Genomic DNA, 14,523 nt, shown 5'->3' with positions numbered 1-14,523 from the left:
GAGCCGCCATGTCTTTGCATTTTCCGCTGGTCGCAGACGCGAAGCTGGACACTGCGCAGCCGTCGCCCCGCTTTAAATCGGTTGCCGGTGAGGGCGATGCTCCCCTTAAGGTCGGCACCGCCGTGCTGAGTAGTGAAGATGTCTTTTCGCCCATCATGGTAATGAAACAGTCCGCTCTGGAAAACAACCTGCGGCAGTTAGCGGCGTTTTGCCAGGAGAAAGGCGTCATGCTGGCGGCACATGGCAAAACCTCAATGGCACCGGCAGTCTTACGCCGGGCCGTGACCCAGGGTGGCGCGTGGGGGATCAGCGCAGCAACACCTGCTCAGGTGCGCGCCCTGCGCCATTTCGGTATCCGCAACGTGTTTCTGGCAAACGAATGTGTCGATCCTGGCGGAATTCGCTGGATTGGTGAATGGCAGCGTCGGCATCCTGACCACGGCTTTCTCTGTTACGTTGACTCCCTGGCGGGCGTCACGCTGCTGGAGCAAAACCTGGGCGACACGGCCATTGCGGTCTTGATTGAAGTGTCGATTCCCGGCGGCAGAACAGGATGCAGAACCGAAGAGGAGGTGCTGGCGATTGCTGAGCGCATCGCCCAAAGTCGCCATCTTCATCTTGTTGGTGTCGCAGGCTACGAAGGCGCGCTGGGTGCCGGGCGGGATGCGGCTGGCGTGGCGTTAATTCAGCACTACTGCAACGTTATGCTGGACTGCGCCAGAATGCTGGCTGAACGCCAGCTGTTCCACAGCAAGACGATTCTGCTCAGCGCAGGCGGGGGGGCGTGGTTTGATGTGGTGACAGCCTGTTTTACCCAGGCCGTTTTGCCGCTGCCGGTTCAGCCTTTGATTCGCTCGGGTGCCTACATGGCACACGACAGCGGGCTCTATTCGCGTATTGCGCCTTTTTCCCAGCCCGGCGCTGACCATCATTTTGAAGCGGCCCTGGAAATCTGGGGGCGCGTGCTTTCCCGCCCTGAATCTGGTCTGGCGCTGCTGGATTTCGGCAGACGGGACGTGCCCTTCGATCAGGATTTGCCCGTGCCTTTGTGGATTCGCCAGCCGGATGGCACCGCGCCACGAACCGGCACGCATCTGCACATCAGTGAGGTTAACGATCAGCACGCCTATTTACGCGTGCCTGACGATGAATCGCTGATGCCGGGAGACTGGGTCGGATGCGGTATTTCTCATCCGTGCACGGCATTTGATAAATGGCGTTATCTTCCCTTAGTGGATGATGAATACCGGGTGGTGGACAGCGTCGAGACGGCGTTTTGATCGCAGCCGACATCCTTCCCCTGAGGCGATGACGGAGGCCATAGCAAAACGGGCGACCCCAGAGGATCGCCCGTTACCAGAACTAAGCGCGTCAGTTAGCCTTCGTGCAGGCCGCACTCACGTTTCAGGCCAAAGAAACGCGTTTCTTCTTCTGCCATCCCCGGCTCCCACTTGCGCGTGGTGTGCGTATCTCCGACAGACAGATAGCCTTCCTCCCACAGCGGATGGTATTTCAGGTTGTGGGTTTGCAGATACTGATGAATCTGACGGTTGTCCCAGTCAATAATCGGCAGCACTTTAAACACGCCGCGCTGCACGCCCAGTACCGGCAATGTGGCGCGGCTGCCTGACTGATCGCGTCGCAGGCCCGCAAACCAGGTTTGGGCGCCCAGAGTTTCCAGCGCCCGGTTCATCGGCTCAACTTTGTTGATCTGGTTGTACTGTTCAATGCCCTCTACCCCTTGCTCCCACAGCTTGCCGTAGCGGGCTTCCTGCCACGCTGGCGAGGTTTCCGCCCGGAACACCTGCAGGTTAAGGTTAAGCTGGTCAGCCAGTTCATCAATAAAGCGGTAGGTTTCCGGAAACAGATAGCCGGTATCGGTGAGGATGACCGGAATATCCGGTTGTACGCGCGTCACCAGATGCAGCGATACCGCAGCCTGAATGCCAAAGCTGGACGAGAGCACGTAAGCCCCCGGCAGATTTTCCAGTGCCCAGCTTACACGCTCTTCAGCCGTGGCTTTTTCCAGTTGGGCGTTGGTTGCCGCCAACGCCATCGCGCGCTGGACCTTCGACATCTCATTCAGTGCTGCAAGATCGATACTCATTTTGCCTCCTGCCAGAAGTCGCGCGCAGGATCCAACACCGGCGTAACAATGCCAGCCCGAATCACGAAGTCACCAAAGCCTTCTGCGGCCTCGCGCTCTTTCGCCCAGCGACCTACCAGCTCATCAAGTGTGGCGAGAATTTCACTTTCAGTAATATTTTCGCGATACATACGTGGAATGCGCGTTCCGATGCGGTTACCCCCGATATGCAGGTTGTAACGGCCCGGCGCTTTCCCCACCAGGCCCACTTCTGCCAGCATGGCACGGCCACAGCCGTTCGGACAACCGGTAACGCGTAACACTATGTGCTCTTCGCCTACGCCATGGCTGTGCATGATCTCTTCGACTTTCGTCACGAAAGACGGCAGAAAACGTTCAGCCTCCGCCATCGCCAGCGGACAGGTTGGAAACGCCACGCAGGCCATCGAGTTTTCCCGCTGGGCCGTCACGTTTTCCATCAGGCCGTGTTCGCGGGCAATCGCTTCAATCTGCGCTTTTTGGCTTTCCGGCACGCCTGCCACAATCAGGTTCTGGTTGGCGGTCAGACGGAAATCGCCCTGATGGATTTTGGCGATTTCCGCCACGCCGCTTTTCAGCGGACGTCCCGGATAATCCAGCAGACGACCGTTTTCGATGAACAGCGTCAGATGCCACTTGTTATCAATGCCCTTGATCCAGCCAATGCGATCGCCACGGGTGGTGAATTCGTAAGGGCGTGTCGGTGCAAACGTGACACCGGCGCGCTTCTCGACTTCCGCCTTAAACGTCTCTACGCCTACGCGTTCCAGCGTGTATTTGGTTTTGGCATTTTTACGATCGGTACGGTTGCCCCAGTCGCGCTGCGTCGTCACTACCGCCGCTGCCACATCCAGGATCTTATCCACCGGGAAGTAGCCAAATTCGCTGGCGGTGCGCGCGTAGGTGGCTTTATTACCGTGCTCGATAGACAAGCCGCCGCCCACCAGCAGGTTAAAGCCCACCAGCTTGCCGTTTTCCGCAATCGCGATAAAGTTCAGATCGTTAGCGTGCAGATCAACATCGTTATGCGGCGGAATCACCACCGTAGTTTTAAACTTACGCGGCAGGTAGGTCTGGCCCAGGATCGGCTCTTCGTCGGTGGTAGCCACTTTTTCCTGATCCCACCAGATCTCTGCATAAGCGCGGGTTTGCGGCAGCAGATGCTCTGACAGCTTTTTGGCCCACTCATAGGCTTCCTGATGCAACTCAGACTCCACTGGGTTTGAGGTGCAGAGGACGTTACGGTTAACGTCATTCGCTGTCGCCAGCGCATCCAGCCCCACTTCGTGCAGCATCTGGTGCGTCGGCTTCACGTTCTTCTTCAGAATGCCGTGAAACTGGAAAGTCTGACGGTTGGTCAAACGGATGCTGCCGTAAAGGGTTTTATCGGTAGCAAATTTATCAATCGCCAGCCACTGTGTGGGCGTGATGATCCCGCCCGGCAGACGACAGCGCAGCATCATCGCATGGCGAGGCTCAAGTTTTTGCTCCGCACGTTCAGCACGAATATCGCGGTCATCCTGCTGGTACATGCCGTGAAAACGGATCAGCAGGAAGTTATCGCCGCTGAAACCACCGGTCAGGCCCTCGTCGAGGTCCTCAAGGATGGTACCGCGCAGGTAGTTGCTCTCTTTTTTTAAACGCTCAGCGTCGGTGAGTTTGCCTTCAACCACCAGCGGTCCAGGGTATTTTTCAGTCATTAGTAAACGTCTCGCTGATAACGGCGCTCAATGCGCAGCTCACTTAAAAATTCGTCAGCCGTTTCACGATCCATAGCGCCGTGTTCGACCACCACATCCAGTAATGCCTGCTCAACGTCTTTTGCCATCCGATTGGCGTCGCCGCAGACGTAAAGGTGCGCGCCTTCCTGTAACCAGCTCCACACCTCCGCACCCTTGGCGCGGATTTTATCTTGTACGTAAATTTTCTCGGCCTGATCGCGCGACCAGGCCAGATCGATATTCGTTAACAGGCCATCTTTCACGTATTTCTGCCATTCCACCTGATACAGGAAATCGTCAGTAAAGTGGGGATTGCCAAAGAATAGCCAGTTTTTACCGCTGGCGCCGTCGTTCTCGCGCTGCTGCATAAAGGCGCGGAACGGCGCAATACCGGTGCCAGGCCCAATCATAATGACCGGTGCATCCGGGTTGGCGGGCAGGCGGAAATTATCGTTGTGTTCGATAAACACGCGCACCTCACCGTCTTCTTCAATGCGATCCGCCAGCCATGTGGAAGCGCCGCCGCCGCGCGGGCGCCCTTCAATATCAAAGCGCACGGCCCCCACGGTGATATGTACTTCGGTATCGGTTTCGGCCTGAGACGAAGCGATAGAGTAAAGACGCGGCGTTAACGGACGCAGCAAGCCGGATAACTGTTCTGCGCTCAGTTGGGCTGGTGCCAGACGAACCATATCAACAATCGGATAGCGTTGCGCATACTGCTGCAGTTTGGCTTTGTCATCCACCAGCGACAGCAGTTCGTCGTTACGCGCTAAGCTCGCATATTGCGCCACGATTTGCGCCGTATTGACCGTTAACTCAAAATGCTTCTGCAACGCCTCTGCCAGCGGTAACGTCTGGCCCTGCACCTCAACCGGCTCATCGCCTTTTAGCCACACCAGCTCAAGCAGTTCATTCACCAGGGCCGCGTCATTCTCATACCAGACGCCCAGCGCATCACCAGGCTGGTAGCGTAACCCTGAATCGCCCAGGTCGATCTCGATATGACGCACATCTTTGTCCGAATCGCGCCCGGTAATTTTCTGGTTCACCGCCAGGCTGGCACTAAGCGGCTGCTCTTTAGTGTAAGGGCTGGTGAAGACTTCGTTCACGCTGCCGGCGACGGTTGCCGCACTCTGGGCCGGTGACGCTGCCGGTACGCGTTCTTTCAGTGCAGCAGTAATTGCCGCGCGCCAGGCGCTGGCCTGCTCGGCATATTCAACATCCGCATCGACCCGATCCAGCAGTCGTTCTGCACCCAGCTCGGCCAGGCGGCTGTCAAAATCTTTGCCCGCTTTGCTGAAGAATTCATAGGAGGTATCGCCCAGACCAAACACGGCAAAGGCCGCGCCGTCCATTTTGGGCGCTTTCTTAGACATCAGGAATTTATGCAGCGCAACGGCCTCTTCCGGTGGTTCGCCTTCGCCCTGCGTCGAGGTCACGACAATCAGAATTTTTTCCTGGCCAATCTGCTTAAATTTAAAGTCGCCCGCGTTGACCAGATTCACGGTCAGTTTTGCCGACTGCAGGTCATCGCGTAACTGCTCGGCTACCCGGCGGGCATTGCCGGTTTGTGAGGCAGAGAGCAGCGTAATCGCCGGGGTTTCAGCCTGCGCAGGCGCGCTGGCAACCGCCTGGCCTGGCGTTTGATTGACCATGCCCCAGAAATAGCCAGAGAGCCAGGCCATCTGAGTGGTGGAAAAATCTGTCGTTGCTGCCTGTAAACGAGCAAGTTGCTCCGGAGAGAGCGGAAGCATTGAGCCTGGTGCCTGAGTCGTCATCGCGATAAAAATTCCAGTAGCAGAAGTCCGGACCGAATAGTAGCGGAAGAGAAGAAAGGGTACAGGCTGCTATATTAACGATTAAATACGCCTTCGACATATCAAATAACCAAAATGACTAAATGGTTTTTCAGATAAAATTAATCGTTAAAAGTGGTAAGAATATTGAGAGTTAACACACTCAGGTAATCACGGCGCGCACTGGACTTTACGACGGGTGATCGCAGCAAATTGCTGGGTTAACAACAGGAAAACGGCCAGGAGCAACGACAGGTGCCAGGCATTATAACCGCGTTACCGCAAGCAATGGCGGAGCAGATTCTGCAAAAGCTGGGGTTTAGCGCGCCTCCCGCTCCTGATGAGGTCGGACTGAGTGAGATATATCGCGCCTGGTGCCAGTCGGTACCCTTTGATAATCTTCGCCGCCGTCTGATGACTGACCACGACAGCGCCCTCCCCTTGCCCGGCAGCACGGCAACCGACTTTTTCACTCACTGGTTAACCTATGGCACAGGCGGCACCTGCTGGGCGGGCCATGGCGCGCTGCGTGCCCTGCTGATACACGTGGGATTCAACGTGCAGTTTGGCCTTTCCACCATGCTGTCCTCACGTCCGGCGCCCGCAGGTTCCCCCGGTCATGGCATGCTGTTTGTTAACATGGATGCAGGCACGCGGGTGGTTGACAGCACGCTGCTCCATGGCCATCCGCTCCCGCTGGAAGCCAGGCTGAATCCCCATCCCGTCTGGGGCACACGCGTTTATGAGCGAGACGGCAGTTGGTACATACACTGGAAACCGCTGGGTCGGGCAGGAATCGACTGCAAAATTCTGACTACCGACCTCCCCGTTGACGCGTTTCAGTCACGTCATCAACAGAGCCGACATAGCAGCCGCTTTGACGGTGCCTTGCTGATTCGCCGCGCCAGCGCCGGGAGCATCACCGGAATCGTGAAGGGAGAACGGGTTATCAGGGACCCTGACGGAAAAGAAACCTTTACGCCGCTGTCACGTTCAGAGCAGCAACGGCTGCTGATTGAGGATTACGGCATAGCGGAAGCTATCGTGGCGCGGCTTCCGGCTGACGATCCGGGTCATGGCTGAGCGCATTTTGGGAAAGGCGCGCGAATCCTTTTACTATTCTGGCTTAATCGTCGTTTAACGGCGCTTAGCAGATGCGAAAAACTGCCCTTTCAGGTAGAATTCAGCCGTTTTTAATGCCTGAGAGCGATTATGTCTACCACGTTATTTAAAGAGTTCCAGTTCGAAGCCGCACACTATTTACCCAATGTGCCGGCAGGACACAAATGCGGCCGTCTGCACGGTCACTCATTCCTTGTTCGTCTGGAAATTACCGGTGAAGTGGATGCGCATACCGGCTGGGTCATGGATTTTGCTGAGCTGAAAGCGGCGTTTAAACCCCTCTATGACAGGCTCGATCACTATTATCTTAATGAGATCCCCGGACTGGAGAATCCCACCAGCGAAGTCCTGGCAAAATGGATTTGGGATCACATGAAGCCTCGCCTGCCGCTGCTGAGTGCGGTGATGATCAAAGAAACCTGTACTGCAGGCTGCACCTATCGCGGTTAATCTGCTCTGTACGGCAGCGCAGGGCCGGTCACCCGCTTACTGACCTGTTGATCGGCCTGCTGCCGCCTCTCCTGCACGACATCAGCTGAACTCTCCTCCTCTGTCTGACGTCATCCTTCTGTCATCTTTCCCCACCAGGCTGTTCTCTCCTTCATTAAAGATCAAGAGAATCAACAATGAACCTGGTAAAACCGCTTTTTGCTTGTCTCTTTTTTATCACCGCCTCTGCCGCCGTTCAGGCGGAAAACATCCTCAGCTTTCCACAACCCGATTCACTGCCCGACGAATTCTATGCCGTGACGGAAATTCCCGCAGGCGGAATCATCAAATATGAAACCGATGCGAAAACCGGTTTTATCGTTGCCGATCGTTTTCAGTCGATGCCGGTCGCTTATCCGGCAAACTACGGTTCGCTGACGCAATCGCTGGGCGGCGATAACGATCCGCTGGATGTGATCTTCTACACCCGCGCCCCACTTGCGCCCGGGACATTAATTAAACTGCGCCCGATTGGCGTACTGAAAATGATCGACGGTGGCGAAGTGGATGACAAAATCGTGGCGGTTCCGGCCAGCAAAGTCGATCCGACCTATGATGCGATTCAGACGGTCGCCGATCTGCCAAAGCTGGAACAGCAGCGGCTGGAAGCGTTCTTTCGCGTCTATAAAGCGCTGCCGGAAGGGCGTAAAAACGTGGAGCTGAAGGGATTCGAAGACGCCAGCGCGGCCAAAGCGGAGATCAAACAGGCTTTTGAGGCCTGGAAAGCGAAGCAATAACGGTCAGGCGGCGAGAGGCCGCCTGAGTCTTATCAGGCGATGTTCAGATATTTATGTGTCTGCATCGACAGGCGCCAGTTGCGCGCAATACAGGTCTCAATACAAAGTTTTGTCGCCTCATCTTTGCGGCTAATTGGCTGCAGCGCAATGATTCGAGCTTTGCTGTCCTGAATGCCAGCCAGCAGGTCGTCTAACGCCTCCACATCACGTTGCCGGGCAACCGGATGTTTGATTTCATCCGCACGGCTCAGGGCCTGAGCCAGCACGTCGTATCCGCCGCGCATATTTACCTTGGGTGAAACGGTAACCCAGGTTTGTTCGGAACAGTGGATTTCATGGGTTCCGCTGGTTTCAATCTGGCATTGAAATCCTGCCGCCTCCAGCGATGCGGTCAGCGGGCGTAAATCGTAAATGGCCGGTTCGCCGCCAGTGATCACCACATGCCGGGCCGTCCAGCCCTGTTGCGCGATGCTGCTGAGCAGCGTCGCCGTATCGGCGTTGCCCCAGGCATCGCTTTCCACCGTTTTGACCAGAATATCGCCTAATGATGTTTCCCGATCCGCCTGTTTTTCCCAGGTGTGTTTGGTGTCACACCAGCTGCATCCTACCGGACATCCCTGTAAGCGGATGAAAATAGCCGGCACGCCGGTGTAATAACCTTCGCCTTGCAGCGTCTGGAACATTTCGTTAATCGGGTACTGCATAATGGTCTCTGTGGTTTTAGCAAAACGCGATTATCGCAGAACTCCGGGTTAAGATCATGTCAGGTGATGCGGCGTGGCTGACTCTGCCTAAGGCAAGCCGGATTTTTGCGTTTATCCAGAGGCGAATTTCACTGATTATTGTGAGCTGTTTAGCACTATTTGGCCCGTTGCTGGCTCTTTGTCCTGCAAATTGATCGTCATCATTCCTCCGCTTACATCCCACTTTTAGCATCGCCTTTTGTCGCCAAAGATGTAAGGAAATAAACGATGACTGACTCTTCTCAATCCGAACCGCTCAAGGTCGGACCGGGCGCTTACCTGTCCTTGCTGTTTGCCATGGTGTTTTTCTCCGGTCTGCCTGGCGGAAAAGAGTGGTATGGCGTGTTTGACTTCACCACATTAAACGGGGCATTCGGAAAAGTGGTATCCGGTGTCAGTCTTCAAACCGACACCCTGGATGTCGCGCAAAGCGCCTTTCGGGGAAAAGGCGGTTATGGGGCAATGGATGGGTTCCTGTTCGCACTTGGCTTGATCCCTGCTGTTATGTTTGCATTAGGCATGATCAACGTGCTTGAGCACTACGGCGCACTTCGTGCAGCCCGTAAGCTACTTACCCCGCTACTGCGGCCTCTGATGGGGATTCCAGGCTCAACCGGGCTGGCCATGATTGGGAGTCTGCAAAGCACGGATGTTGGCGCATCATTAACCCGCGTACTGGCTGATGAAGGGCAGATCACGGAAAGGCATGGCGCGGTATCGGCTGAATTTTAGCGGCGTTGCTGCGCATTCGGGCAACGATCCCGATAAAGGCCGTTCAGCCATCAACGCACTGGCGTACAGCGTCATTGCCGTTGCGAACCTGGCCGATCCCGCACAGGGCACAACGGTAAACACCGGCGTGATCTCAGGCGGGGACGCGGCAAATATTGTGCCAGACCACGCAGAGATGATCGTAGACGTGCGCTTTCAGCTTAACGCTGAGTTTGAGCGGGTCAACATGGCGATGAAAGCCCTTGCGCATTCTGAGACGGAGCCCGGCGTAACGACGCAGGTTACCCAGCAGGCTTACACGCCTGCCATGACGCCAGATGCTAAAACAGAAGCGCTAATGCAGATCGTCGAGCAAGCCGGGCAAACAGAAGACATTGAGATTAGCTGGCAGGCTGTAGGCGGGGGCTCAGATGCCAACCATACCGCCGCAGTGGGCACGCCCTCACTGGATGGGTTTGGCCCCATCGGCGCAAATTTTCATAGCCCGTCTGAATATATGGAACTGAATAGCATTGAACCGCGCATTCGTTTACTGAAACGCATCATTCAGTCGCTGTAATGCTGTGGCTGCACAGGCTGCGGTCAGCGCCGCGACCTGTGCCGTCTATACCTCGGACTAGATCTTCAGGTCCACCCAGACTGCCGCATGATCCGAGGCGGCATTCACCTCTTTTTTCAGTTCGGGATAGGTTTCCCATTTTACCGGGCGCACGCCTGGCCACATCCCTTTGCGCCACACGCCGCCCTTTTCCACTTTTTTCCACAGCGCGGGGGACAGTAAAATGTAGTCAATTTTATTACTGGCGCTGCAGCCGCCCCAGGTTCCTGGATAGCCGCCGTTATCAAATTTTTCATGGGTGAAGATATCTTTCAGATCGGTTTCTTTCAGCAGAGGTGCCAGCGCCTCGCTGTCCGGCGTATCGTTAAAGTCTCCGGTGATAGCAATCAGCGTTTGTCCCTCTTTAATTCGTTGCTGATAAATTGCCTTCACCCGTTCGGCCTGCAGTTTACGGCGGGCGTCGGAAAGCGTTTTGGCACCGTAGCCTTTGCTTTTAAAATGGTTAACCAGCACGTGCAGGGTTTGTCCATCGGGTAGCGGAATCGCAAATTCGGGACAGTCGCGCGAGAAAATCAGGTCGCCCTGCTTATCCTTATCATCAACGTGGCTGCGAATGGTGTCGATTGCGCAGCCTGCTCCTGTCATCAGGCCAACATCAATGCCCCGCTCATCGTTGCCGTCAATCACCATGACGTGGTCAAAAGGCGTTCCCTGGCGCGCAGGCAGCATGGCGTTATTAAATTCCAGTAAAGCGGGCCGGCTTTCTGCCTCAACAACGGTCAAAATATCTGCCTTGAGGTCAATCATGACCTGCGCTGTTAATCCCATAGCTATTTCATCTACCGGCGCACGCCGCAGTTCCAGCGAACCGACCCAGTCGGCGCGTCCTGCGGCAATAATCTTTATTCCGCTGTTGTCTGTGGGGCGGGTCAACAGCTTGCCCCGGTTACGCCGGAGGATAACAAAGGGCCCGGTATCTGACTTTTGCAGCCCCAGCGCCTCCATCAATTCCACCATTTGCTTCTTAGTCGCATCGCTGTATTCCACCTGCCCCAGCAGTGCATTCAGTTGGGCGAATTTTTCCAGCGTCGGTTTGCCCTCACGCCATTCGTTTTGGTTCATTGCTCTGGCGCGATCGAACAGGTTTTCCACGTTATAAGAAGCCAGTCTCATGCGTTTCCCCCTTCTGCCTGTCAGAAATGTGAACCTGAAGCGCGTGCTTCAGGCCAGCGGTAAGGTGCGGGGTCAGCCCGGCGCACCTTGCTCGTTATTCAGTGTCGGTGGGTTTTATTAAGAACGGATGTAAACAGCATAGACGTCGCGCAAAAAGATGGAGGAAGCCGAATAAGGTCCGGGCATAAAAAAACCCGCCACGTGGGCGGGTTATGATCAGAAGTCAGACGGCAGTAAACTTACTGACCTTTAACTTCTTTCAGACCGTTGAAGGGGGCTTTTGAACCCAGCGCTTCTTCGATACGGATCAGCTGGTTGTACTTAGCAACACGGTCAGAACGGCTCATTGAACCGGTTTTGATCTGGCCCGCAGCTGTACCGACCGCCAGGTCAGCGATGGTCGCATCTTCAGTTTCGCCTGAGCGGTGAGAGATCACAGCGGTATAGCCTGCATCTTTCGCCATTTTAATTGCAGCCAGGGTTTCGGTCAGTGAACCGATCTGGTTGAATTTGATCAGGATAGAGTTAGCGATGCCTTTCTCGATACCTTCTTTCAGGATTTTGGTGTTGGTTACGAACAGGTCGTCGCCCACCAGCTGGATTTTGTCGCCCAGCACTTTGGTCTGGTAGGCGAAGCCATCCCAGTCAGACTCGTCCAGGCCATCTTCGATAGAAACGATCGGATACTGTTTAGTCAGATCTTCCAGGAAGTGGGTGAACTCTTCTGAGGTAAACGCTTTACCGCCTTCACCGGCCAGAACGTATTTGCCATCTTTGTAGAATTCAGAAGCCGCACAGTCCATGGCCAGGGTGATGTCTTTACCCAGCTCGTAACCGGCTGCTTTTACCGCTTCAGCGATAACGGCCAGCGCTTCGGCGTTAGAACCCAGGTTTGGCGCATAGCCACCTTCGTCACCCACCGCCGTGCTCATGCCTTTGCTTTTCAGCACTTTTGCCAGGTTGTGGAACACTTCAGAACCCATACGGATCGCTTCTTTAACGTTTGAAGCGCCAACCGGCTGAATCATGAATTCCTGAATGTCGACGTTGTTGTCTGCATGTTCGCCGCCGTTGATGATGTTCATCATTGGCAGTGGCATAGAGTATTTGCCCGGGGTGCCGTTCAGCTCAGCGATGTGCTCATACAGCGCCTGACCTTTAGAGGCTGCTGCGGCTTTCGCTGATGCAAGGGAAACAGCCAGAATGGCGTTAGCACCGAAGTTAGATTTGTTCTCAGTACCGTCCAGGTCGATCATGATTTTATCGATGTTCGCCTGATCTTTCGCGTCTTTGCCTTTTACCGCTTCAGCAATCGGGCCGTTAACCGCAGCAACGGCTTTGGTTACGCCTTTGCCCAGGAAACGGGATTTGTCACCGTCACGCAGTTCCAGTGCTTCACGAGAACCGGTAGATGCACCTGACGGTGCCGCAGCCAGACCAACGAAACCACCTTCCAGGTGAACTTCTGCTTCAACAGTTGGGTTGCCACGTGAGTCGATAATTTCGCGACCGATGACTTTTACGATTTTGGCCATTACGATTTTCCTCAGTACAAGTTAGTCAATCCTAAGACAAACAACGCGCGAAAAGTTCGCGCGTTGTTCGTTAAACTTATTTCGCTAAACGCTTCTGATGCTCATGTGCTGCTTTCACAAAACCCGCAAACAACGGATGACCATCGCGAGGCGTCGATGTGAACTCAGGGTGGAACTGGCAAGCAATAAACCATGGATGATTCGGGATCTCAATGATCTCAACCAACTGATCGTCACCTGAACGACCTGCCACGCGTAAACCCGCTGCCTCAATTTGCTTCAGCAGCATGTTGTTCACTTCATAGCGGTGACGATGGCGCTCAACAATGGTGTCAGAACCGTACAGCTGGCGAACCTTACTTTCCGGATTCAGCTGGCACTGCTGGCTGCCCAGGCGCATGGTGCCACCCAGATCGCTCTGTTCAGTACGCACTTCCACGTTGCCTTCTTCGTCACGCCATTCGGTGATCAGTGCCACCACCGGATACTTACAGTCTGGCACAAATTCAGTGGAGTTAGCGCCTTCCATTCCGGCGACGTTACGGGCGAACTCCATCAGTGCGACCTGCATGCCGAGGCAGATGCCGAGATAAGGCACGTTGTTTTCACGCGCGTATTTCGCCGTCATCAGCTTGCCTTCTACACCACGGTAGCCAAAGCCGCCAGGGATCAGAATGGCATCCAAATCTTTCAGCAATTCGACACCACGGGTTTCAACGTCCTGTGAGTCGATCAGCTTGATGTTTACGGTCACACGATTTTTCAGACCGCCGTGCTTCAGCGCTTCAATAACGGATTTATAGGCATCCGGCAGCTCGACATATTTGCCCACCATGCCAATGGTGACTTCGCCGCCCGGATTGGCTTCTTCATAAATCACCTGCTCCCACTCGGCCAGATTGGCTTCCGGGGCGTTCAGGTTGAAACGCTTACAGATGTAGTCGTCCAGGCCCTGTGATTTCAACATGCCAGGAATTTTATAAATTGAGTCGACGTCTTTCAGCGAGATAACGGCTTTTTCCGGCACGTTACAGAACAGGGCAATTTTGCCACGCTCATTGGCTGGCACCGCACGATCGGACCGGCAAATGAGCACGTCAGGCTGAATACCGATGGAGAGCAGCTCTTTGACCGAGTGCTGCGTCGGCTTGGTTTTCACCTCGCCTGCGGCGGCCATGTAAGGCACCAGCGTCAGGTGCATATACATCGTATGCTCGCGGCCCACATCCACCGCCATCTGACGAATCGCTTCCAGGAACGGCAGGGATTCGATATCACCGACCGTACCGCCGATTTCGACCAGCACCACATCGTGGCCTTCACCGCCTTCAAGAATGCGCTCTTTGATCGCATTCGTGATATGAGGGATGACCTGAATAGTGGCGCCAAGGTAGTCACCGCGACGCTCTTTGCGCAGGACTTCTGAGTAGATACGGCCCGTGGTGAAGTTGTTGCGGCGCGACATTTTAGTGCGGATGAAGCGCTCGTAGTGACCCAAATCCAGATCGGTTTCGGCACCATCATCGGTGACAAACACTTCACCATGCTGAGTAGGGCTCATGGTACCCGGATCGACGTTGATGTACGGATCCAGTTTCATGATGGTCACATTCAGACCACGCGCTTCGAGAATGGCTGCGAGGGAGGCTGCGGCAATGCCTTTACCCAGAGAGGATACGACCCCGCCGGTCACAAAAATATAATTCGTTGTCATGCTGAACCTGAGAGTTTAGGTTTAAAGACGGTGGAATAACCAGGACGGGAAAACAGTATACTGGAAACCACTAT

General features: G+C 55.0%; 12 protein-coding genes and 1 pseudogene. 6 read left to right on the top strand and 7 right to left on the bottom strand.

All coding sequences use genetic code 11. From position 1 onward, the window contains the following. Positions 1–8: 8 nt before the first annotated feature. On the top strand, positions 9–1,280 hold the full coding sequence (locus AAIE03_RS01465; protein WP_498562715.1) for an alanine racemase: 1,272 nt from the start codon (positions 9–11) through the stop codon (positions 1,278–1,280). Between the two features lie 95 nt (positions 1,281–1,375). Here AAIE03_RS01465 and AAIE03_RS01460 read toward each other — a convergent pair whose 3' ends face one another. From AAIE03_RS01460 to cysJ, 3 genes are read right to left on the bottom strand one after another with little or no spacing between them, the layout of a single operon-like run. Then, positions 1,376–2,107 (bottom strand): phosphoadenylyl-sulfate reductase, encoded by a 732-nt coding sequence (locus AAIE03_RS01460; protein ID WP_014594441.1) that lies wholly within the window; start codon positions 2,105–2,107, stop codon positions 1,376–1,378. Beyond that, positions 2,104–3,825 (bottom strand): assimilatory sulfite reductase (NADPH) hemoprotein subunit, encoded by a 1,722-nt coding sequence (gene cysI, locus AAIE03_RS01455; protein ID WP_014594442.1) that lies wholly within the window; start codon positions 3,823–3,825, stop codon positions 2,104–2,106. Before cysI ends, AAIE03_RS01460 begins: the two co-directional genes overlap by 4 nt. Further along, positions 3,825–5,627 carry an NADPH-dependent assimilatory sulfite reductase flavoprotein subunit gene (gene cysJ, locus AAIE03_RS01450; protein WP_015699628.1) on the bottom strand — a complete coding sequence of 601 codons (1,803 nt, stop codon included), beginning with the start codon at positions 5,625–5,627 and terminating at the stop codon, positions 3,825–3,827. The genes cysI and cysJ overlap by 1 nt, the downstream gene beginning before the upstream one ends. A 273-nt stretch (positions 5,628–5,900) precedes the next feature. Between cysJ and AAIE03_RS01445 the strand changes: the two genes are divergently transcribed. From AAIE03_RS01445 to AAIE03_RS01435, 3 genes are all read left to right on the top strand, one after another. Beyond that, positions 5,901–6,728 carry an arylamine N-acetyltransferase family protein gene (locus tag AAIE03_RS01445; protein WP_174261363.1) on the top strand — a complete coding sequence of 276 codons (828 nt, stop codon included), beginning with the start codon at positions 5,901–5,903 and terminating at the stop codon, positions 6,726–6,728. A gap of 129 nt (positions 6,729–6,857) precedes the next feature. Then, on the top strand, positions 6,858–7,217 hold the full coding sequence (gene queD, locus AAIE03_RS01440; protein WP_013026939.1) for a 6-carboxytetrahydropterin synthase QueD: 360 nt from the start codon (positions 6,858–6,860) through the stop codon (positions 7,215–7,217). Between the two features lie 176 nt (positions 7,218–7,393). Continuing rightward, positions 7,394–7,993: an inorganic diphosphatase gene (locus tag AAIE03_RS01435; protein ID WP_013026940.1), complete on the top strand. Its 600-nt coding sequence runs from the start codon at positions 7,394–7,396 to the stop codon at positions 7,991–7,993. A gap of 32 nt (positions 7,994–8,025) precedes the next feature. Here AAIE03_RS01435 and queE read toward each other — a convergent pair whose 3' ends face one another. Continuing rightward, complete coding sequence (gene queE, locus AAIE03_RS01430; protein WP_014594445.1) at positions 8,026–8,697, bottom strand: 7-carboxy-7-deazaguanine synthase QueE; 672 nt, start codon at positions 8,695–8,697, stop codon at positions 8,026–8,028. Between the two features lie 267 nt (positions 8,698–8,964). Here queE and AAIE03_RS01425 point away from each other — a divergent pair. Continuing rightward, positions 8,965–9,465 (top strand): annotated as a pseudogene (locus AAIE03_RS01425) (nucleoside recognition domain-containing protein); the annotation flags it as partial. Continuing rightward, complete coding sequence (locus tag AAIE03_RS01420; protein ID WP_014594447.1) at positions 9,419–10,027, top strand: M20/M25/M40 family metallo-hydrolase; 609 nt, start codon at positions 9,419–9,421, stop codon at positions 10,025–10,027. The pseudogene AAIE03_RS01425 and the gene AAIE03_RS01420, both read left to right, overlap by 47 nt. 57 nt (positions 10,028–10,084) lie before the next feature. Here AAIE03_RS01420 and AAIE03_RS01415 read toward each other — a convergent pair whose 3' ends face one another. The 3 genes from AAIE03_RS01415 to pyrG form a co-directional block, all read right to left on the bottom strand. Continuing rightward, positions 10,085–11,200 carry an endonuclease/exonuclease/phosphatase family protein gene (locus AAIE03_RS01415; protein WP_019104730.1) on the bottom strand — a complete coding sequence of 372 codons (1,116 nt, stop codon included), beginning with the start codon at positions 11,198–11,200 and terminating at the stop codon, positions 10,085–10,087. Between the two features lie 239 nt (positions 11,201–11,439). Then, positions 11,440–12,735, bottom strand: coding sequence for a phosphopyruvate hydratase (gene eno, locus AAIE03_RS01410; RefSeq protein ID WP_174261362.1), 1,296 nt, complete (start codon positions 12,733–12,735; stop codon positions 11,440–11,442). A 76-nt stretch (positions 12,736–12,811) separates the two neighbouring features. Further along, the gene (gene pyrG / locus AAIE03_RS01405; protein ID WP_013026947.1) at positions 12,812–14,449 is read right to left on the bottom strand and encodes a glutamine hydrolyzing CTP synthase; all 1,638 of its coding nucleotides are present in this window, start codon (positions 14,447–14,449) and stop codon (positions 12,812–12,814) included. Between the last annotated feature and the right edge of the window lie 74 nt (positions 14,450–14,523).

This window comes from Pantoea sp. Ae19-2 (genome assembly GCF_059801205.1).
This window is presented reverse-complemented; position numbering and strand designations above follow the sequence as displayed.